Annotated in this window: 22 protein-coding genes; all 22 read right to left on the minus strand. The window is 58.4% G+C overall.

Features of this window, described 5'->3' with window-relative positions:
* Position 1 precedes the first annotated feature (1 nt).
* A complete protein-coding gene (locus tag ACQY1P_RS15670) occupies positions 2 to 577 on the minus strand; it encodes a hypothetical protein (RefSeq protein ID WP_430254253.1) in 576 nt (191 codons plus the stop codon).
* Between the two features lie 41 nt (positions 578 to 618).
* Positions 619 to 1,077: a DNA circularization N-terminal domain-containing protein gene (locus ACQY1P_RS15675; RefSeq protein WP_430254254.1), complete on the minus strand. Its 459-nt coding sequence runs from the start codon at positions 1,075 to 1,077 to the stop codon at positions 619 to 621.
* Positions 1,078 to 1,089: 12 nt separating this feature from the next.
* Positions 1,090 to 2,964 (minus strand): phage tail tape measure protein, encoded by a 1,875-nt coding sequence (locus tag ACQY1P_RS15680; protein ID WP_430254256.1) that lies wholly within the window; start codon positions 2,962 to 2,964, stop codon positions 1,090 to 1,092.
* 71 nt (positions 2,965 to 3,035) lie between these two features.
* Entirely contained in the window at positions 3,036 to 3,374 is a 339-nt protein-coding gene (locus ACQY1P_RS15685) for a phage tail assembly protein (RefSeq protein WP_430254258.1), read from the minus strand.
* Complete coding sequence (locus ACQY1P_RS15690) at positions 3,374 to 3,745, minus strand: hypothetical protein (RefSeq protein ID WP_113110237.1); 372 nt, start codon at positions 3,743 to 3,745, stop codon at positions 3,374 to 3,376. The genes ACQY1P_RS15685 and ACQY1P_RS15690 overlap by 1 nt, the downstream gene beginning before the upstream one ends.
* Before the next feature lie 15 nt (positions 3,746 to 3,760).
* On the minus strand, positions 3,761 to 5,266 hold the full coding sequence (locus ACQY1P_RS15695; RefSeq protein WP_430254260.1) for a hypothetical protein: 1,506 nt from the start codon (positions 5,264 to 5,266) through the stop codon (positions 3,761 to 3,763).
* A 3-nt stretch (positions 5,267 to 5,269) separates the two neighbouring features.
* Entirely contained in the window at positions 5,270 to 5,476 is a 207-nt protein-coding gene (locus ACQY1P_RS15700; RefSeq protein WP_430254261.1) for a hypothetical protein, read from the minus strand.
* Positions 5,477 to 5,496: 20 nt separating this feature from the next.
* Positions 5,497 to 6,225, minus strand: coding sequence for a hypothetical protein (locus ACQY1P_RS15705; RefSeq protein ID WP_430254263.1), 729 nt, complete (start codon positions 6,223 to 6,225; stop codon positions 5,497 to 5,499).
* A gap of 3 nt (positions 6,226 to 6,228) precedes the next feature.
* Positions 6,229 to 6,618 carry a hypothetical protein gene (locus tag ACQY1P_RS15710; protein ID WP_430254264.1) on the minus strand — a complete coding sequence of 130 codons (390 nt, stop codon included), beginning with the start codon at positions 6,616 to 6,618 and terminating at the stop codon, positions 6,229 to 6,231.
* Between the two features lies 1 nt (position 6,619).
* A complete protein-coding gene (locus tag ACQY1P_RS15715) occupies positions 6,620 to 6,784 on the minus strand; it encodes a hypothetical protein (RefSeq protein WP_430254266.1) in 165 nt (54 codons plus the stop codon).
* A gap of 10 nt (positions 6,785 to 6,794) precedes the next feature.
* Positions 6,795 to 7,832 (minus strand): major capsid protein, encoded by a 1,038-nt coding sequence (locus tag ACQY1P_RS15720; RefSeq protein WP_430254268.1) that lies wholly within the window; start codon positions 7,830 to 7,832, stop codon positions 6,795 to 6,797.
* 3 nt (positions 7,833 to 7,835) lie between these two features.
* Positions 7,836 to 8,222, minus strand: coding sequence for a head decoration protein (locus ACQY1P_RS15725; RefSeq protein WP_430254270.1), 387 nt, complete (start codon positions 8,220 to 8,222; stop codon positions 7,836 to 7,838).
* Positions 8,222 to 9,274, minus strand: coding sequence for a head maturation protease, ClpP-related (locus tag ACQY1P_RS15730; RefSeq protein WP_430254272.1), 1,053 nt, complete (start codon positions 9,272 to 9,274; stop codon positions 8,222 to 8,224). Before ACQY1P_RS15730 ends, ACQY1P_RS15725 begins: the two co-directional genes overlap by 1 nt.
* A gap of 10 nt (positions 9,275 to 9,284) precedes the next feature.
* Positions 9,285 to 9,590, minus strand: a complete 306-nt coding sequence (locus ACQY1P_RS15735; protein WP_430254274.1) for a hypothetical protein — start codon at positions 9,588 to 9,590, stop codon at positions 9,285 to 9,287.
* Positions 9,587 to 11,224 (minus strand): phage portal protein, encoded by a 1,638-nt coding sequence (locus tag ACQY1P_RS15740; protein WP_430254276.1) that lies wholly within the window; start codon positions 11,222 to 11,224, stop codon positions 9,587 to 9,589. The genes ACQY1P_RS15735 and ACQY1P_RS15740 overlap by 4 nt, the downstream gene beginning before the upstream one ends.
* A gap of 4 nt (positions 11,225 to 11,228) precedes the next feature.
* Positions 11,229 to 13,118: a terminase gpA endonuclease subunit gene (locus ACQY1P_RS15745; RefSeq protein WP_430254278.1), complete on the minus strand. Its 1,890-nt coding sequence runs from the start codon at positions 13,116 to 13,118 to the stop codon at positions 11,229 to 11,231.
* 101 nt (positions 13,119 to 13,219) lie between these two features.
* A complete protein-coding gene (locus tag ACQY1P_RS15750) occupies positions 13,220 to 13,825 on the minus strand; it encodes a hypothetical protein (protein WP_430254280.1) in 606 nt (201 codons plus the stop codon).
* 212 nt (positions 13,826 to 14,037) lie between these two features.
* The gene (locus tag ACQY1P_RS15755) at positions 14,038 to 14,580 is read right to left on the minus strand and encodes a hypothetical protein (protein WP_430254282.1); all 543 of its coding nucleotides are present in this window, start codon (positions 14,578 to 14,580) and stop codon (positions 14,038 to 14,040) included.
* Between the two features lie 157 nt (positions 14,581 to 14,737).
* Positions 14,738 to 15,538 carry a hypothetical protein gene (locus ACQY1P_RS15760; protein ID WP_430254284.1) on the minus strand — a complete coding sequence of 267 codons (801 nt, stop codon included), beginning with the start codon at positions 15,536 to 15,538 and terminating at the stop codon, positions 14,738 to 14,740.
* Positions 15,539 to 15,956: 418 nt separating this feature from the next.
* Positions 15,957 to 17,765 (minus strand): phage/plasmid primase, P4 family, encoded by a 1,809-nt coding sequence (locus tag ACQY1P_RS15765; RefSeq protein WP_430254286.1) that lies wholly within the window; start codon positions 17,763 to 17,765, stop codon positions 15,957 to 15,959.
* A gap of 1 nt (position 17,766) precedes the next feature.
* On the minus strand, positions 17,767 to 19,017 hold the full coding sequence (locus tag ACQY1P_RS15770) for a DUF7146 domain-containing protein (protein WP_430254288.1): 1,251 nt from the start codon (positions 19,015 to 19,017) through the stop codon (positions 17,767 to 17,769).
* Positions 19,014 to 19,346 carry a hypothetical protein gene (locus ACQY1P_RS15775; protein WP_430254290.1) on the minus strand — a complete coding sequence of 111 codons (333 nt, stop codon included), beginning with the start codon at positions 19,344 to 19,346 and terminating at the stop codon, positions 19,014 to 19,016. The genes ACQY1P_RS15770 and ACQY1P_RS15775 overlap by 4 nt, the downstream gene beginning before the upstream one ends.
* Between the last annotated feature and the right edge of the window lies 1 nt (position 19,347).

A 19,347-nucleotide genomic window follows, 5' to 3' on the forward strand; every position in this document is an offset into this window, starting at 1 on the left:
ATCAGCTCGCAAGCGCGTCAAACGCAGAAGGCATGAGTAAAGGCGTCCCGCTGCGCGCTATTTCGACCACTCCAGCTGCCCGGGACGCATTGCCGTAAAGACGGTACGCGAGGAGGGTCGACGGAAGAGACATCTCGGTTTCGACCCTAACGACAGGCACGCTGTTCGCAGCAATTTCAGAGACTACTCGAACCGACATCGAGACAACCGCAGAGAGCCACGCATAGAGCTCAGGGCTGCGCAGACGGGACGCAACTGAAAGTGCGATGTCACCGGCCGCCGCAATCCGGCTTCGAGCAGCGCGCGCTGCAGGCCTCGAAGGCCAGTCTATCCTCGCGCCCGCGATCGAAAGGGCCAAAGCCTCGACGATCGCCATAGCATCACGCGTTTCGCCGTCCGCTGCCAAGGGAATAGAAATCCGATCGAAGTCCGTTAGCGAGATGACGCTATCGCCAATTACCTTCGCTATCGACAGGATCTCAGGCGCAAACTCACGAACTGATGGCGACCGGGCGGCCGCAATCCGCCGCGTTAGGTCTCTCTTGTCGAGCGCATCGGTGACGACGTCGGCGACCATATCGGTCATCCACAACAATACCGCTGTTTGATCTGCAGCCATTAGAACAACCTCGCAAAACCAGATGCGGCGGATGCAATGCCGGTCGCAACAGCCAGCATGACGTCGCCAATACCAATCGACACGCCGACTGTGTTGTTCACCGGAATGGCTCGGAAGCCGAAAGCCACGTATCCAGACCGGTCCTTTTCCCGCATCCGTCGAAAGTCTTCGACATATGCGAGTGAAGCACCATCGATCGGCAACATCAGAAGCCCAGGGCCAGCAGCCTGACAGGCGGCCTGCAGACCTAGCGCTTCGATATCTGCCGCATCTCCTACAAGGTAGGCCGTCACCTCGACGCTTGAGGTTCGGAGGCCCATCTCCTCAATGTAGCTTTGGCGGCCGCCAGCATACTCGTGGATCGCCAGGCGTTTCCCCGAATTGAAGTCTTCGGCATCAACCCAGAACGCAACGCCACGGTATGATGCGCGGCGAAGTGTCGTTTCCCAATTGCGCATAAATTCATCCGATCAGAAGGGGCCAGGTTTAGCCGGCATACCAGCTGAGGGTGGCATACTGCGTCCTGTGTCAGCATTGGCCTTCGGCGCTGCTACGGATGCCGTGCCGACCGAGAGATTGATGTTGCTCAGACGAGAGGCGGCGTCGGAGAGTTTGTTCGCCGCCTGCATGATGGCCGCGCCGACGTCGACGCCGGCAACCTTGAAGAAGGCAGCCCCCTTCTCGATTTCCTGACCAGCGGTTTTACCTGCTTCCGCAACGGCATCGCCGGACTGACGCATGCTGTCGACATCGATCTTGAGAGCGTCTTTCCATTCGTCACGTGCCGGAACACGGAAGAAGCTGTTCTGCCCGCCCATGTCCGACATTCGAGATGCCAAGGTTGCCTCCCGACCCTTTTGCCAGTCGGCCATTTCCTTGCGTTCCAGCCCTTTGACGTAGCCAGCTCCGATCGGCGCAAAACGATCCAGTTTGAGATCCGGAAGTTGAATGCGCGGATCTGGGCGACTTTGGGGGATCGGAATGACCGAACTACGCGCAGCCTCTTGTCGCCGCGAAGGAAGTTCAGGGCTCGAACCCATCGGGCCTTGATCGCTGAGAGGCGTTGAACGCCAGCCAGCATCATAAGCCATCCGGTTCTTCTCGTCCTGAGAACTGCTTAAGCCCCAGACTGTCCGGTTCCACCAACCATTGACACCCTTTTTTTCTAGCCCCTCATTGACCGCCGAATGGTAATCGAGAGTGTTTGCAGCACCCTCCATCAGATCGGTAGCGCCCATACTGACAGCGCCGCGACCGAAAGATTTAACAAGACCATCCCATTTTGCAGAAAGGCGATCGATGTCGGCCTGGCTGTCCTTCAGGATCACATCGAGATCGCGCTTGACCGTACCGGTTGCGGCGCCAAGCGCCTCCATGTGTCCAGTCATCTCACTACTGCCAAGGATCATGGCGCGCATCCCGGTGATCATCTGCGCATCACCGAACAGCTGCGGAAGCTTGGAAAGGTCGCCCTTAATCGCCTTGTTGGTCATGTCCAGGAACACCTGCAGGAGATCCTTGCCCTCTTTGCGGGCTTTGGCCATCTCCTTGCGAATATCGATCCCGAATTCCTTGAACTTAGTGGCCGTCTCGTTCGTCTCCATCTTTTGAAGAACGTTCGAAAACGACGTTGCAGCCTCACTGGCAGAACCAGTCCTCGCTCTAACAATCTGGAGCCAGCCGGCCAGCTTCTTGATGGCGGTTTCGCCGCGATACCCAAGTGCTGCAAAAGCAGGAGCCATTGATGGCAGGTAAGATGCCATATCCTTCAGCTCAAATTTCCCGAGCTTGCCGGCTGTCGCCAAGATGTCGAAGGCATCCTGCATTTTGTTGCCAGCGATATCAAAATTGCTGCCGATCGCGTCCGCCGTGGTGGCAATCTCGACGATGTCAGCGCCTGCGGCCTGAGCCGTCGCAGCAACAGACGGAAGGAAAGCAAAGGCCTCGGGCAGGCTGCGGCCAGACGCTACCATGCTGTCGACGCCACGAACGATCTCGTCTTGTGCCAACGCGTAATCGCTGGCCGCTTTGTCGATAACTGAGAATGCGGCTTTTGTTTCGTCCGCAGTGGCACCGGCCGTCAAAGCAATTCGGCCGACCGAACGCTCTACGCTTGCAAATCGCTTCACGGCACCAGCAGTTCCGGCAGCTATGATGGCTGGAGCAAGGAACCTCGCCGACGCGAGCATAGCGCCGTCCATGGTGCGCGCTACCGCTGCTTGAGCACGGTTGACCGCCGTTGCCTTACTATTGACGGCGGTCAAGCGACGCTCGATTGCGGAAAATGCCTTCGCCGTACGATCGACGGCGGAAAGCTTAAGCCGAGCCTCGACTTCACGTGCCATTGGCTATGTCCTCTTATTGTCTCGCGCCCAATCGACAGCCTCTGAGAACCACCAATCAATTTCGGCAAACGTCAGGGGGTCGACGTCGGAGGGTCTCCAGCCGAGGCGGAAGACGAGTTCCCGCGCTCGTGCAATTGCTTGCTCGCCTCGGAAAAAAAATCGATGATCGCGTCCTCGACGGCGAGCGCGTCGACAAGGTCGAGCTCGTTTAAGGCACCGGGCGGCGTTACCTGAAGAAGCCGGTCTGCATAAGACCAGATCGCGTCCGGATAGGTTACCACGACGCCGCGCTGCACCTCGATCGCCTTGCCAATTTGGCGATAGTCCGCGAGTTTCGGTTCGCGAAAGCTGAGGCTTTCGAAAACGGCAGATCCAACCGTATAGGTCCGCCCAAGGTGAACATTCTTCATCAGCCCCGCCTATCGTACCCGGATGCCTCGATCTGGATGCCGGTGAGCTCGCCGTTGGCACGATTGCTACGCGGATCGCCGGTGATCATTGCTTTGATGAATATGTGGCTGACGCCGGTGAAATCCTCGGTGATGTAGATGTCTTGCCGCGGCGCCCGCATCAGCAGGTTGACGTCCGTGCCATCGTCCTCGAGCGACAGCTCGGCCGTGCGCGGCCGTGGTGTCCCCACCCGCGAAACGCTGCCATCCTGATTGGTAACGCTCTCCGACGAAATGCCGGAAGCACCAAGGGTGAAGGCGCCGCGCATCGTCATACTGCGGCCGTCGGCGAGGCGCAGGCGCATCTCGCCGCCAAAATCTTTTCCTGGCATGCTGGGAACTCCTGTTTAAACCGCTTCGCGGAACTGAGCGTAGAGGGTGGCATTTGCAGCGATCACATCGAGCGGGTTGATGCGATCGAGCGGAGCGTAGACGTCTACCCGGTTTGGGTTGCTGACGTTTCGTTGGACATCGAGTTGGCGAACAAACTCGGCCGAGTTCTCAAGCACCCCGGGCATCGAGCGGTAGGCAGCGATGAAAGTGTTGGCGATATCGACCACAGTCGTGATCGACGCGAGATTGCCCGGGTTGCTGTCGGCAATGGCCTTGCGGCCGTGCTCAGCTTGCAGACGTTCCCTGAAATAGCGCAGCGCATAGATAAGCTGCCCGATCGCCTGTACGTCGCGGAAGGTCGTATCGACGTTTCCGGAGCCATCAGTACGCTGCATGGTGACCAGCTTGTCGATCGTTACACGACCATCTGTGCGTACGGTCCACGTCGAGAGGCCGGTACCGAGGAATGCGTCTCGGGTTGCGTAGTCGTTGAACCACTTGGAGCGGTCACGCGGCGCGCTTACACCTTCGACTACCAGACCTGTCTGGTTCCGGCTGACATCGCCAAGATCTCCGGCAGACAGCCACGGAATGACACGGGCGATCAGCGCGGCGAGGAAAACCCACGGCAAAGTACCATTTCCAGCACCAGTCAGGCGCGGAACGATGGTGATATGCCGATTGTCGATCGAAAGACCCAGCGTCGTCAGGTTGGACGTCGTGTCGGTGACCGTTGTGAAGACATGACCGTAAGACTGACGGCTCCATGCCCACCGACCAGACGTGTCGGAGAGCACCGATTGATACCGCGCAAGGTTGGCAGAGTCAGAGAACGGCGACAAAATCCAGTCGAACGGATCGTCGCCGAGGCTGGCCAGCCCAGCCGAGAGATCCGGTGATCCCGTGCCGGGCGTCGTCGTCGCGAATGCCAATACGCCGGCGAAGGCGTTGCCCCCGGTTACGACCGGAACCGACAGGTCGACGGTGGAGAAGATCACCCCTTTGTGCCGGGCTGTCAGCGTCACAACGCCTGCAGCTGCTACGGCTGTGTAGGGCAAACCCGACTTGGTGAGCGGGTTCTGATACGAGTTGATCGCCGCGGCAATCGCTGCGGCAACTACGTTGGCGGTATCGCCAGGATTGATCGTGAGAGCCACCGCTTCATCGCCGACCAGCAAAACGGCATAACCGCCACTCCCCGGGACGTTGCTAACAGTGATGGCGCGGACTTCAGCCGTGCCGACATCTTCAACCGGCAGCAACCAGACGTCCTGTGCCGGCGCATTGAGACGAGTGCCGATCAGCATTTCCGCCAGCATCGAACCCCGCCCGGCGAGAGCAACAGCTTCTTCGACATTGTTGCAGCGAACGGGAACGTTGGCGGGAAGGGAAGACCCTGCGTTGGCATGACCCACCAGAAGGAAACGCGAGACGTTCTCGAACTGCCCACCGGAGTTGATTTCGAACGCAAATATGGGCGCCCGGATATTGCCGGGAATAAGGTTGAAACCGACAGCCATGGACTATGCTCCCTTCGAGGGCTTGCTGGAGCCGCCGGATGCATCATCTGGATCGGCGGGAATAAGTTCGCCGGATGCAATCATCCGGGCGTAATAGGGGTTCTTCGGGTCGACGGCTTCTCCGGCCTTGTCCGATGTAAAGAGTGAACCTACGCCTCGATCGGGCATAGGAACGTTCTGCTGAGGGCTCTTGAGCCTGAAGCGCTGCATGATCTCACTCCGATAAGAGTTCAGGTCTGACTGGTGTTGACAGACGCATCTGGCGGGTCGCCTGCTGCCCCCCGGCTGGTGATGCCGATCAGCTGAAGAGGCGTTCTCGCGGGCGCGGTGAAAATTGCGTCCAGTTCGGCAAGCCTTGCCTTAGCGTAGGACGCCTCAGGCAGACGCAAGAATAGGGACCGGAGCGGCTCAGGCATCCCACCATCCTCGCGAAAAGTGTCTTCGCGGATCTTGCAGGTGAAACGCATGGTGTTACGCATCCACCTGATATCGAACTGGGGAAGCGAATAGGGTTCGATCCTCAGATCCTCGATTGACGATACGATCCTGCGAAACAGGTCGCCAGCCTCGGACGAACTCAGAGCCTGCCGAACCTGAGCACAAAGAGCACCGAGGACCAACCGAGCCTGCGCGTCGTTTTCGACGAGCGGCATGATTTGCGGCTCGCCATCCTCACCTTCGGAGGCCACTGCCAGTTCGGCAATGACAACCAGGACGGCAACAGGGAATCCCTCGCTTGACGGCGACGTGTCCCCGCGCCGCTCAACCCGAATTTCGTCGGTGTAGAGCGAGAGGCATGGCGTGTACGGAGACTGGTCGTCAAGATCGTCGGGAAGGATCTCCGAGCTATCGTAGACCCTGTGACGAGCGAGTGTCGGCCAACCGAAGTCGGAGGATTTCGCAGCAGTCGGGCACAGGACCTCAATCGCAGCAAGGCGCATAGCTTCAGCGGACAGCATGGATCAGACCTTGTTGAGCCAGATGACGATCCGGTCCGAACCGTCCCTATCTGGAGTAGCTACGACCTTGTAGTTCTGTCCGGCGCTTTTGATCGCGTCGCCCTGACGCACCATCCAGGGCCAGTCACGAGCCAACGCCGTAAGGCATGTTCGTGCGACCTGCCGGTCACCCATACTGGAGGCAGACGTCCGGCCAGATGAACCGATCTGATTGAAGCTCGGCTCGCTGTCGATCGAGCCCATGAAGTCGAAGGCTGGCCGATCCGGATCGGGAGCCGTCGACCCGTTCACATCACGAGCGGGCTTTTTCATGCCGACCGCGGTGAAAAGAACATCGTCGAAATAGGCGGCGACCGCGCTATCGGTCCCCGCCAAATTATCAGACCAAGACATTCTACTTGGCAGGCTCAGACGGCTTCTTCGCCTTCGCCTTCTCCTCTTTAGGTTTCCCCTTTTCGTCAACATTGACGAACTCGTGGGTGCCCGCTGTCGCGGCATCAACGGCCGGACCGTGGCGAAGCGTTTCAACTTCGCCAGTCTTGACGTTCTTAACCTGCATCGTTTTGACCTCAGTTGCTGGAAGTGAGCCGAACAAGAAGCGCCGGGCGCTTGACCATCGGGAGCGGGTTCGACTGGCTGCGCAGCTTGACCCATTCCGCGAAGTCCTTGTCGATCGCTTGGCGAACGTAGACCTCTTCGCCAAGCGTGTTCACGGTGTCCATGAACGTGGCGGGTGCGAAGTAGGTCGAGAAGGTATCGACGGTACCGACCGGGAAGGCGATGGCTTCGCCGGCAGGAATGAAGCGGCGGGTCGCGTAAGTGCCATCTTCCTGCAGGTACTGTGCCGAGCCTCGGTATTCCTCGATCACGAGACCCTGGAACGGGAAGGCGCGGCGGACATCCTGCCGAAGCGGGTTGTTCTGACCGTCGTAGTACTTGTAGATCTCTTCGACCTTCGCGTGGCCGATGAACTTCGCATACCACTCCGGCGACGCCAGGACGTGTACGCCCGACATCACCTCGCCCATAAGGTTGTCTTCCATGTAGGCCGTAACATCGCGGGCCTTCGCCTTCACGTCCGTCGTGGCCGTACCGAGCACGAAATCGACGACCTTCTGGGTGACGCCAAATTCGTTGAACAGGTTCAGCAGCGAGGAGCCGTCGCTGTCAAGAATTTCGCCCCGAAGCGCGCCCATGCGCAGATGTTCGAGCGTGATCGAGTGCTTGCGGCGCATGACGATCTGCTTGCGATTGACCACCGCCATGACAGATTCCAACACACGATCGGATGCCATGCGCGCAACGACGTTCTGCACATCGTCGGCATAGACATAGTCGTCGTGCGGAATGTGAAAGCATTTGAATGGCCGACCACCACGCTTCGGAGACGTGCCGAGTGACGGCGGGGCGCCGCGTTCGCGGGTCGGAAGCAGGTTCAGCTGGCCGTTCTCGTACTGGACGATCACAGACGTGGTCGGGATCGGCTCGGAGCTGAAAATGCCGAGTTCGCGGATGCGACCGTAATCGTTCGGGACGATATTGATCGCCTCAGTGAGCGACGTTGCACTGAACGCGGCATTGTTGAAGATATCGAGGATTGTTTCCATGGCTCACGCTCCTTCGCGGGGCAGAATGGGTGGATTGAGCGCGCGCAGGGCGTTCTGGACTGCGAGCCGTTCAGCGGCAGTGTCTACATCTGCGCCGTAAAGCAGTCCTTGCTGGACAACGATTGCGTCTCGGGAGATCGAGACACCGGGTGCATCAGCCGCAGTGGCGTCTACAGCGTGCAGCAGGATCGCTGCCGCGTTCTGCGACCCGTCGGTCGCAGCCACAGTCACCGGCTTGTACTTGCCGGAAGCCGTGATCTTGCCGAGCACGGTACCGCTGAGCACCTTGCCGGAACCAGAAGCTACGATGATCTCTTCGCGCGAAAAGTGGCTGTCCGCTTCGCGCTTTAGCCAGTCACTGGCATAGCGGCCTTCTTTGATCTCAGCCATTACGCTGCATCCTTTCCGATAAGCTTGCGCATATTCGCCACCAGGCTGGCAGAGTGCGCGGTTGGCTGCTGTTGCGGCTTGCCTGCGACGCCGGCGCCAGCAGCTCGATTGGCCTCATAGGCTGCGGGGTCAGGCTGACCACTGCGGCCAGTATCGCCCTGCCCTTCAGCAGACTGCGGGGAGGCAGCGAGGATGGCTTTAATGGCGTTGACGTCCATCGTGGTCGTGTCGATCAGATGTTCGGCGAGCTTTGCACGGCCTTCAGTTTCTGGAAGCGCCATCACAGTACCGCGCCGAGCACGGTCTGCCGCGACAGCATCCATGATCAACTTTTCGACGTCGGCGGGATCGTCCCCGCCGTTGGTTTTGCCGGACATGGGTTTCTCCATTGTTTGCCGGTTGGATGCGACGGCGGTCGCCGCGCTTTCATCAGCGTCTTCGCGACGCCAATTCTTCTTTGCTGCGAGCGCAGTCAGCCGCTTTGGAGCGTGCGCGTAGAGGCGGTAATCAAATGCGGCGACAGGTTCTGCCTTCGTTTCTGTCGTCGCATCAGCAAAGCCTTCTTCGACAGCCTGTTGCGGGGTCAGCCAGCGTTCATCACGCATGACCTGCCGGCATTCCTCGGCGCTCTTACCCGACTTCTGCGCGTAGACGCGTGCATAGGCAGTCGCGAGCGCCTCGAGCGCCTCGATTGTCTTGGAATGATCAGCACTGTTGCCGAAAGTATAGCCGCTCGGATCGTGGATCATCATCACCGCGCCAGCCGACATGGTGACGGTTGCGCCAGCCATTGCGATCAGTGATGCCGCCGAAGCTGCTATTCCCTCGACAACGATATCGGTTGTGCCGGAGCGTGCCGTCAGAAGCGCGTGGATTGCGGCACCCTCAGTAGCGATGCCGCCACCCGAATTCAGGTGGACCGTCAGATCGTCCGCATCGTCGATGCTGGCGAGAGCAACGACGACATCGGAAGAGGTGAACCCATCCGAGTAGTAATAGTCTCCGACATAGCCGGAGAGCCGAAGCACTCCGTCTGCAAGGATGGCTGCCATAGTTGATACCTCAGTAGGGCTTGAACCTGCCGCCGATCGCGTAGCGGGTTCGTTTCGGTGTCACGCCGAGCGAGGTTTCGCAGGCGGCTTTCGCGTCCGACATCATACGGTCGACGTCTTCAGGCTTCGATCCGGATGAGAACCTTGTCCGCCGTGTGGTAAGCGGCGAACGGACCTCAATCTCTTCAACCCTACCGCCGGTTGCCAGAAGCGTGCGGTAGGCCTTCAGGGCCCGATAGAGGGCGCATGGATCATTGATGTTGACTGGCTTGCCGCCAATAACGACGATCAGATCCTCTTCATCTGCCTGGCTCATGACTGGGCTCCTGCCGGTTCACGATTGCCTTCCGAAGCAGCGCCATCTGGCCCTGCTCCCCCACTCATTCGTTCGAATGGATTTGGAAGGCCGCTGTCTGTGAGAGTTTTCAGCTCGCGCGCGCGCTGTGCCGCGGTTTCTTCCCAGTCTCGGCCATATTCGGCGCATTCGTCGGAAAGTGACGAGACGCCGACCTCGAGCCGAACTTTCGATGCCATCGCGCTCTTGTAGTCGTCCGCCGACGGTTTTGCCGGCCCCTGCCACTCCGTCCAACAGACCCGGTCACGGTTCGCCGCGAAAGCCCGATAACCACCCTTGAACGGGATTTTGCCGAGCGCAATCTTTTCATCGAGCCAGCTTTCGTAAACTCCCTGACAGAACGGCGCGACAATCCGTTCTCGGCGCCGCTGCGCGATCGGCCAGACCGTCGAGGTAGCAACGCGCACCGACGAATAGGTCGCCTTCGAGAAATCCATGGAAAAGCTTTCCATGGTGACCCCAAGGCGCCGTGCCATCTCCCGCTGCAGGTTCTGGCTGAACGGAATGTACTGTGACCCCGGAGTTTCGGCTGTCTTGAACACCAACTCCTCACCGGGACCCATGTGAGCGATCCGAGCAGAGTCGGACAGGTTGACGCCGCCGCTTTTCAAAGCCTCAAATCGTTGCCCCCAGACGTCGATGAAGTCCTGCGCCAGGTCTCCAGCCCCGTCGATTCCATCAGTGTCGGCCAAGGTCTGGATCGCCTGAAACGCTTGCTCGCTTGGCTCGGGGCTTTTGATGACCGCGGCGAAGATCGTCTGGAGCAAAGCTGTCGCCAGAGTGGCATCAGCAAGCTGATCGCTCTGAGCAATAACTTTGAGGATAGGCGCCATAATCGAAATTCCGCGCGCGCTATCCGGATTGTCCCCCCGATCCATCATGTGAAGAACTTGAGGCAAGCCGTTCTGCAGGTAGAAGGGCAAATCGTATTCGGTATCGAGGCCACCGTCTCTGCGCAAGAACCGGCAATGGGTTGGCCGGCCGTTGGCATCATGGAAAATGCCGCCGTCTAGTCCCTCAAATTCCCGCGTCGTGTGTGGCACGCGATGCGGAGCGACAAGAGTAACCTTCGTTCCAGTCTGAAGGCCGTAGGCGATACGCTGGCGCTCAGTCAGGAAAGACAGAATGCCGAAGGCCTCGCCGCCACCGATAAAGTAGCGCATCAGGCCGTCGCACATCTCCGCAAGTGTTGCTTTTCCGGCAAGATCGAACTCGCGGGGGTTCCACACATGCTGGCGCCACTCTGCCTCAACGAGCTTGCACCAATCGGATCGCTCCTTTTCGGTATAACCCAGGCGCAGAATATCGGGCCTTGCGTTCAATTTCACTTCCGTACCGATCGTATCAACGATCATCTGGTCGCAAGCGCCGGCAATCCACCCGGAGTTTTGCATGAAATCGAAAGCAAGAGCCGACGCACGCCACGCTGCCTCTCGAACATCGGTACCGCCATCGCGACGGATCGCCCGACGCATCGACAGAACGCCGGTCTTATCACGGTTAAGGTATCGCATTTCAGCCGGCGAGCGGCCCACAGTCTTCGCAACCGTAGGCGAACTGCCGGCTTGAACGCGAAAGCGAGGCTTGTCGGACATCCTGTCAATTCCCGTAAGCGCCCCATCTGCTGCGGCGACGTTCCTTTTTCGGCAGCTCCGTCTTCGCGGGCTTCACCACATCAACCGGCCCGGTAGCCGCTATCGCCTGGTGGCTGTCAGGGGATAGCAAGTCCGTCGCGATCTCCGGCTCCCGCTGCGCGCGCAGGCGTGCCCAAGCCTCCTTCGTCATGGTCGAGAGGCCAAGGTGCTCGGCCATGGCCATCGCGTAGATCCGGCAATCCAGAAAATGGTTGTCGGGTCGGCGTTTCAGCCATTCCTCGTGAAGTTTCCCTTTCACCAGGGTCTGCTTGAAATACTCCGCGGTGATTTGCTGGAAATATTCCTCGCCAAGTTCCTTGTGAAAGTGACAGTAGCCGGGCGGGTCGGTGGCTTCACCAGCCGCCAGTCCCATCTTGTAGAGGTTGCCGTAGAACTCTGCCTTCAGCGGCCAGGTCCCGACCGGCCAGCTTCGCGCTGATCCGAACCGCTTCTTTTTCCCGCGCTTGTTGACTGACTTGTTCGACGGCGCGCTGATCGCGGGAACGCCCCGACCTTCGACACCCTTGATCGCATAGGCGTTCGGATGACGACGGCACCATTCCAGCACCTGGTTGGTGCGATACCCGCTGTCGACTGCAAGAGCCTCGATCTTCCGCAGCACGCCATGGGCGTCGGAGAACTCACTGGCGAAGAACTCCTCGAGCAGGACCCACGCACCTTGCTGCGGATTGTCTGTTGCGCCCTCAAAGAATTCGGCGAAGACATTCCAAGTCTGGCGATCCTCAGAGAAAGCCACGCCTTCACAAAAGATCCCGTATCCCTGGACGTCGGCGCCAGCTGTGAACAGCAACCCACCTGCGGGTATGACGTTCGACTGGTAATCTTCCCGCCGCTCCATCAAACGCTTGTGGTCGGGTGCATTGCCTTTCATCTGGTAAGGCAGCGCCAAAACCAGATTGTGGTAGTCCTTCGCCCCGGCCTCGCCTTTGGCCTCAAAGTTGATCTTGTCCTCCGCGATCGCTTCGTAGGACATCATCAACGACATAAAGGCATCGACGTTGAAGCCAGGATGCCTGTCAGGCCCCTCGGCGGTAGCGACATAGCGACCAGATCTTACGGCTACAACCCGCTCCATTTCAGAGAGATGGTGCCCACAGTATGGGCAGGCCAACGTGGTTTTGTGCGGCTGCTTGCGATCGATCCGCAGATAGTCGTCACACTGGACAAGTTCGTTCCGGCACTCCGCACAACGAACATTCCAGAACCGTTTGTCTGATCGCCGGAAAGACCGATCGATGCGGCAGTGCCCTGGGCCCTCGCCAAGTTCGTCGCCGCTATCAAGCTCGGGCGTGGAAAGCTCGAAGATCTTAAAGCTCTTCTGTCGGCGGAAAGCGGTGAAGCGACCGAAGAAGAGGTTCTCAGGGTCAGCGCCGTTTGGCAGCTCTTGCCACTTCGATACCTCATCCTTCACGCCATACCGGGTCGTTTTGGCCGAGAGGTCCATGACTGTGTTGGCGTTGGCGAGATAGATCGCGCCGCCAGGGAACTTCTTCTCGTAGGTTGTCGACCCGTCCCCACTCCTTTGCGTGGTCGGATAGATAATCGCCTTTCCGGTTTTTTTCTGCCACTCGTCGATCAGCGGCTGCATCTTGCCGGAGTTGATGTCCCGGAGCGCATCAAGGCCTGGGACGCCGTAGAGCGCATTGTCCGGGCAGACCTCAGATATGTAGAGCATCCAGGCCAAGCCGAGGATGGAAACACCGGTCTGTTGAGATTTCCTGACCGTCACCAGGTTGCTTGGATGCTCTTGGCTAAGGCATTCGGCAATCTCGATCAGGTAGGGCGCGTCTTCAGCCGACCAGAATTCCCCCTTCTTCGGCCCGTCGACCAGCACGATGTTTTTCGTGAGCCAAAGCGGAAACGGTACGGGTGGCTGCGGCCGGATCGCGCCCGCCAGAACCGACGAGACTATCCGAAGCGCGCCAGGATGGACTGTCACCGTTCTTCGTCCTCAAGCAGCTCGTCGGTTTCAGGGGCAGACAAGGCTATTTCTGCAAGCTTGTCGGCCATTTGGTTTCCGATCTCGAATGCGATCTGGCGAAGCAGAACCCGAACGCCATGAACGCCCTCTTTCGAAACCGCCATCGCGATGTCGTCGGCCCTGTTTGGCAGTCTACGAATGATCGCCTGCAACTCAGCACCCGCGCTGGATAGCGATGCGTCGATCCGATCCCGCCTTACCAGCTGTCCACAATCTTCCTGATGCCGGATCTTCTCGCGGCCAACCTTCAGCCACTCTGACTGGCGGCGAGCCTCCTCGAATGTATCGCTCGGATCGATCGGGTTTCGCGCCTGCCCTGCTGGCAGCGCTGCATCAGCGGCTGTCCGTATCGGCGCGGTCGCCTTTGCCGGGTTGATGAAACGCTGCCGATAGTGGTCGTAGTGCGCGAGGGAAACTCCCATCACCTGACCCTGCCCACCGCGCTCGACCGGCGTATCCGGACTAACTTCGACAAGCTTTTTGACTGTCTTCGAAACAGCCGCTTTTGACACGCCATCGCGAGCCGCGATCTGTGTGATGCTCCACATGACGTCGGACATGAAACCACTTCCGGCTTGCCGCCAAGACCAGGAAGCGGGAGCGTTAACCCGTCAACCGGTAGCGTTAACCTCGTTAACCCCGTTAACCCAATGTTTCGACGTCTAAAACTGGCAGCAATCTGCGCTCCGCCGGGACCGTCTGGCATACAAACCGAGGTACGGTCCCTGAACCGGGGGGGGTACCCCCCCCGGGGTCGAGGGGGTCGGAGGGGTCACCCGGATCGGCCGAGGAGGAAGGCAGCCTGCTGGAGAACGGTCTGAGCAAACTCACCAGCGGCGATCTGCGCGAGCAAGTCTTCGTAGTCTCGCGGTGTACGCTGGATTGCATTGGCAGGGCTTGGTCCGAACATCATCTGCGTTGGCAAACGAGCGGCAGTCTGTCTCTGCAATACCAGCCCTGCGGCAGCCTTCGAGTTTTTGCGCGCGATGAATGCCCCCTCATACCGTCCGCGACCACGGACATACACGCCGTAACCGCGTTGGCTCGCGCCTATCTCACTGAGAGAAATATTCGTTGAACGTACGGAGAGAATGACGTCCGCTCCTACCAACCTAGATCCCATACGCTGGCGAACCAACCTCTGAGAAATCTTAAGCACCTTCGATGCGAAACGAGCATAGTCTCGTTCTACCGCACCTCGTGCTCGGGCAGCTGCTCGCCTGAACGCGACCTGCTGCAATTCCCGCGGCATGGCTGCGTAGATCTTCGCGACCCTCGCAAAGTCTGAAGCATCGAATTTAAACTCGACACTCATGCGGGTGCCGCCATTACAGCGACGGGGTTCATGGCGGCCTCCATCTGGAAACAAAAAACCCGCCGGGCGTTTCCGCCAGCGGGTTTATCTAACCTTTTACAGTGTGCTTAAGATGCACCAAATGTCAGTCGCGCCGCAAGTGGGTAAACGAAATATATCATAGAACGTTTTCAATGGCTTCGATCTCAGCCCGATTTTTCCTATTCCGAGCCCATGGCGCCCTGTCGGGGTTGAATGGCAGTAAATCATGGGCAGTAAGACGGTCCTGAAGCGCCTCATGGAGCGCCTCAAGCGACGATTGCCAGATTTGCCAATCGAGGCGAGACATGACCGCGGACACGATCGATCCCTCCAAGCGATGTTTGTTGTAGGCATCTTTGGCCGGCCGGCGCCTCCGGTAATCAAAGCCGTCGACCTCCCGCATTTCCATGCGACCAAGACTGTTCATCATGCTGCGCTTGACGAACCAAGATGGATCCTTCCCATTTTTGCTGCAAACGATGGTCTTCGGTTGGGTGCCGCTCCAATCCGGGCCGCGCTTCAGGATAGCGCAGCTAGTCACCAGAGCGACGATCTGCTGGCCATTCAGGCGAGGGTTTCTGGCAGAGATGAGATCAGATACAACTCTCTCCACTTCCGCTGCGATAAGACCATGCTCGTCCGACCAGTCCGGGAATGGGTTCCAACCTTTCGCTACCTCAAAGTTTCGGGATCTCAGTTCTCGAACGGCTTCGCCAGCGATAGTCGCGTCTTGGTGTGGCTCACCTTCGTAGGCGAATAACGGAAGCACGCCGAAAGCGTTCGGGCTGCGGTCGACCAATGTGCCCAGGACTGACATTTCCGCATAGGCCCCGGAGCTGGAAGCCATGGATGGTCCACCACCTTCAGTCATGCCTGCTTTCGGCAATTCGTCGCAGAAGGCCCAAATCAGCAATTCAGCTATGCCAATTTTCTTCATTTTCAGTTCCTTTTAGCTTTCTGGACAGATTGGACAGAGTAGGTTTTTCAAAAGGACAGATAAAACATCTGTTTGGACACTTAAAACATAACAATTTCAATGATTGGACAGATAGGACAGATAGTTCTTGCCTTATGTAATGAGGCCGGCACTCATCTTTTTACTCTACCGAACTGACATCTTATTTCGCGCGCTTGCGCACGCATCACGGAAAACATCAAAACACCTGTCCTAGCAGTCCACGCTTGATAACATTCTGATTTCTTTCGATCATTCCCCAAACCCTTTGTTGGATTACCTGCCCTTCGGCTTTGTCTTGCTGTCCTAGATGTCCAACCCCGACCCTTTGATTAGGCACTAGAGACAGATTTCGAGGCGTCTGCCCTGCCTGTCCGGCGAGGGGTCCGGGTAAATTCCATCATAGATCCTCCGGGAAAGGCTCATCTGAAGCGAACCGACCAGAAGGCGGACCATCACCGGAGTGGTCGCGCCGGAATTCCTCGCGAACCGATATGCCGAGATAGACGGTACCGTTCGACCGAGTTCGCTTAAACTGGCACATAAGCCCGTCCAGACCTTTCCAGCTCTTGCGTGTCTGGTCAGGTAATCGCCGCGTGAACGTGGGCTGACGGAATTCGGCCAACCCTTCACGCTTTGCGTAGCGGACATATGCGTTGAACAGCTCCTCCGGTGTTTCCCGGTCAGCCTCTTTACCCGTCACATGGCACGCATTCCTTATGAAGGCGCCGATCGGGTCACTCTCTTCTCGATACTCGGCAGTTGCGGCCCTGACACCAGACGGCACGCTCAGACCAGTCTGAAGATATTCGAGGGCGCCTTTCACCATCCAGGCGAAAATGCCTGCCTTCTCCGCACGGAGCTTGCGAGGAAGGTCTCTATCAACCTCATCCTCGGGTATCTGGATCTCCCAAGGGACCAGGTGCACACGCCGCCAGATGCCATCGCTGTCGTCTCGGATGATCGGCTTATGGTTTCCTGAAAGGATGATTTTGAACTGCGGGATCAACTCGAAGAAGTCCTTATGCAGACGTCGCACAGCGATCGGCTCACCGCCAGTTAGCGTCTTGATCAGCGCATCCTTCAGATGAACACCCATCTCAGGCTCGGCGGCTGCAACAAGCCTGGCACCTGGAAGGCGTGCAAGGTCGGGCGTTGCCTCGGATCCTCCCCGCTTACTGTCACCTGCAAAGCTGTCGATGGACATGGAAACCGCATAGTCCGAAAGGATTTCGACCATAAGATCCATGAACGTGGATTTGCCATTTCGGCCCGCACCATAGAAGAACAGGAGGCATTGCTCGGAAGTGACGCCAAGAAGGCAATAGCCGAGATATCGCTGCAGGAAAGCGCGATAGTCCGGGTTCGGCATCACGCGCTGCATGAACTGTTGGAACAGGTGGCAGCCGGATTTTGGATCGAAATCAACTTCAGCTAGTTTGGATATGAGGTTCAACGGGCTATGTCGGTCGAGGCGCACCTGCCATTTTCCCAACCCGTCCACCTCCGAGCAGAAAAAGCGAAGCGTTCCGGTCCTGCAATTGACAGCATGCAAATCGATGTTCATGTCGTCGACGTCGAGAGAGCAGTAAGGAATGGATTCCTTCAGCATATTGTCAATCTTGGAAGTGCCGGCCGCGCTTTTCGCGTGAGCATGGCGCGACGATATCCGCCCCGACCGATCCTTTTCGACCTTGCCCATAGCATCGACATCTTGCTGGAGCCGTTCGAGCTCGGCGAGTTGCTCCGAGGTCCATTCTTTTCCCGGCTTTCCCAACTTCTTGATTGCCTCACGCGCCAGGCGGCCTGCCTCGATCTTCGCCTGCTCATCTGGGCTGCAATCCAGCTTGATGGCTTCATCGTCGATGAATTCGGCCGTTCTGTGCGCGAACTGGCGCACAACAGCGCCCGACACGTCTTCCAGCCAACGGCGACCATCGTATCCATGCCACCCGATATTGTTCACATGCCGCATACGATCACCGAAGCGGATCAGCATTCGCGTCCCATTTCCGATATCGGTTTCAGGCTGTGCAGCACATTCGTCGAGAAGTTCTTCGGCCGAAAGCTGCGCGGACTGCTCTTCCTCAATAGGATTCGAAACCGGCAGAGGGTCCGGGTTCTCCCGGTATGCCGCGCGCTGCTGCTCGACTTCGGCAATTGCGCGTATGACGTCATCGGGCACGCCAGTCTTTTTGTCTTTCGTCACGTCAGTTCCCCAATGCCAGTTTCTCAGCCCCAAGGCTGGCGAAATCCGCCCCTGCAGGTGGCCATAGTGTGTGGATAGAGCGGCCCTCCAGGGCACACCGAACGGCGGCACGCTTCATTGCGGCCACCGTGAAAACAACTTCGCTGTCGCCGTCGGCGAGATGGATCAGGTCGTCGACATGCGGCGGCACCTGATAGGCGTCGGAGGTTGACTGACCGGGCTTCGGGACGATGCCCGGCACCCGTACCGGCCGAGACCGACCGCGCTTGTCCGTTACTCTTTGCGATGGGTGGTTGAAGGCGCTCTTTGGGTCCGCAGGCCCCGCCAGGTTTCCGAGATCGCCCGTAGCAAAATAGAACGTGTCCGGCCTAAAGCCGTCAAAGCCGGCGAAGGCCAGGACAGTCTCTATGCCTTCGCCACCAACCCAGCGAGTGGACGGTAGATCCCCGCATACAGGGATCAACGATCCCTTTTTGGTGCCGCGCATCTTCTTTGTGGGAAGTGGGATATCCTCATTATCGCAGCCGAGGTCGGGCCTGTATTTCGGACTGTTCGAGAGGTCGATCCATGTCTCATGGCAGCCGGTGATTTTACCGTCCGTATCGACGAAGGGCGCAATCATCGCGTACCCGACATAGTGAGACACTGGATTTCCACGCTCATCATTCCCGTGCCAGTAGGTCCGCCTCGCAGCAAAGCGAATGTTCTCAAAAACCGTGTCAGGGATCACGCAGCCTGTGCGTAGACGCAGATATTCCCGAAGAGTCCGATCATCGTCATGCGGCGCGACGGTCGCGCCGAGATATATTCCGCGCGCTTTCCGCACCTCTTTTTCTCGAAATGCATCCTGCTTTTTCTGCCGTTCCGCCGCATCAGATTCGGCCTTTTGCAGATCAAGCTGCAAACTCGCCTCTCTTCTGGCACGGGCAGCCGCAGTCTCGCGCTCTGCCCCATCAGGAACCGGTTTGCCGGACAAAAAAGCCGACGCCTCCAGAAGCTCCGATCTCGAATGCAAATCGTATTTCAGCACATGCGCGACCAGGCTGAGGCCATTGCGGCCGCCTGCATCGCAACCTCGGCAAACCCACACGTCCTTTGCAAGGTTGACCGCGAAGCGATCCTTGCCACCGCATCGGGGACACGGCCCACCCTGATCGACTTTTTTCGGCAACTTGAGGCCGAGGGCGTTTACCGCTGCGGAAACGGGCAGGAGCTGCGCAGCCTTGATGAAAACCGATATCTCTTCGCTCATCTCCGTGCCCCTTCTCTTTGCAACGATTGCTGCGAGAGTGCCGCGGACGGGACATCGGCACGCAGTTCAGCCAGATCGCGGTCGTTGGCGATCCGCAGCTGGCCCTTGACCGTGAGAGCCTGCAAAACCAGGTCGAGATTTTCCGGCCAGGTGGGGCGATTGAGAGCGATAAATGCTGTACCTCGCGACCAGCCGCGCAAATGATAGGGGTCGCAGACAAAGCGCATTCGATCGACGTTTAGGAAATCCAGGTCGAATGTTTTTGCGGTTCGGTAGCACTCCATCTTGGAAGCACCGATGATGAGAACGAGGCGCACGCGCTCTTTCATG

Origin of the sequence: Neorhizobium sp. DAR64872/K0K18, assembly GCF_050500175.1 — a bacterium.
GTDB lineage: Bacteria > Pseudomonadota > Alphaproteobacteria > Rhizobiales > Rhizobiaceae > Neorhizobium > Neorhizobium soli.

Coding starts and splice junctions, on each gene's coding strand:
- ACQY1P_RS15670 (WP_430254253.1), bottom strand. CDS start 577: ATGGTCGCCGACGTCGTCACCGATGCGCTCGACAAGAGAGACCTAACG.
- ACQY1P_RS15675 (WP_430254254.1), bottom strand. CDS start 1,077: ATGCGCAATTGGGAAACGACACTTCGCCGCGCATCATACCGTGGCGTT.
- ACQY1P_RS15680 (WP_430254256.1), bottom strand. CDS start 2,964: ATGGCACGTGAAGTCGAGGCTCGGCTTAAGCTTTCCGCCGTCGATCGT.
- ACQY1P_RS15685 (WP_430254258.1), bottom strand. CDS start 3,374: ATGAAGAATGTTCACCTTGGGCGGACCTATACGGTTGGATCTGCCGTT.
- ACQY1P_RS15690 (WP_113110237.1), bottom strand. CDS start 3,745: ATGCCAGGAAAAGATTTTGGCGGCGAGATGCGCCTGCGCCTCGCCGAC.
- ACQY1P_RS15695 (WP_430254260.1), bottom strand. CDS start 5,266: ATGGCTGTCGGTTTCAACCTTATTCCCGGCAATATCCGGGCGCCCATA.
- ACQY1P_RS15700 (WP_430254261.1), bottom strand. CDS start 5,476: ATGCAGCGCTTCAGGCTCAAGAGCCCTCAGCAGAACGTTCCTATGCCC.
- ACQY1P_RS15705 (WP_430254263.1), bottom strand. CDS start 6,225: ATGCTGTCCGCTGAAGCTATGCGCCTTGCTGCGATTGAGGTCCTGTGC.
- ACQY1P_RS15710 (WP_430254264.1), bottom strand. CDS start 6,618: ATGTCTTGGTCTGATAATTTGGCGGGGACCGATAGCGCGGTCGCCGCC.
- ACQY1P_RS15715 (WP_430254266.1), bottom strand. CDS start 6,784: ATGCAGGTTAAGAACGTCAAGACTGGCGAAGTTGAAACGCTTCGCCAC.
- ACQY1P_RS15720 (WP_430254268.1), bottom strand. CDS start 7,832: ATGGAAACAATCCTCGATATCTTCAACAATGCCGCGTTCAGTGCAACG.
- ACQY1P_RS15725 (WP_430254270.1), bottom strand. CDS start 8,222: ATGGCTGAGATCAAAGAAGGCCGCTATGCCAGTGACTGGCTAAAGCGC.
- ACQY1P_RS15730 (WP_430254272.1), bottom strand. CDS start 9,274: ATGGCAGCCATCCTTGCAGACGGAGTGCTTCGGCTCTCCGGCTATGTC.
- ACQY1P_RS15735 (WP_430254274.1), bottom strand. CDS start 9,590: ATGAGCCAGGCAGATGAAGAGGATCTGATCGTCGTTATTGGCGGCAAG.
- ACQY1P_RS15740 (WP_430254276.1), bottom strand. CDS start 11,224: ATGTCCGACAAGCCTCGCTTTCGCGTTCAAGCCGGCAGTTCGCCTACG.
- ACQY1P_RS15750 (WP_430254280.1), bottom strand. CDS start 13,825: ATGTCCGACGTCATGTGGAGCATCACACAGATCGCGGCTCGCGATGGC.
- ACQY1P_RS15755 (WP_430254282.1), bottom strand. CDS start 14,580: ATGAGTGTCGAGTTTAAATTCGATGCTTCAGACTTTGCGAGGGTCGCG.
- ACQY1P_RS15760 (WP_430254284.1), bottom strand. CDS start 15,538: ATGAAGAAAATTGGCATAGCTGAATTGCTGATTTGGGCCTTCTGCGAC.
- ACQY1P_RS15770 (WP_430254288.1), bottom strand. CDS start 19,017: ATGAGCGAAGAGATATCGGTTTTCATCAAGGCTGCGCAGCTCCTGCCC.
- ACQY1P_RS15775 (WP_430254290.1), bottom strand. CDS start 19,346: ATGAAAGAGCGCGTGCGCCTCGTTCTCATCATCGGTGCTTCCAAGATG.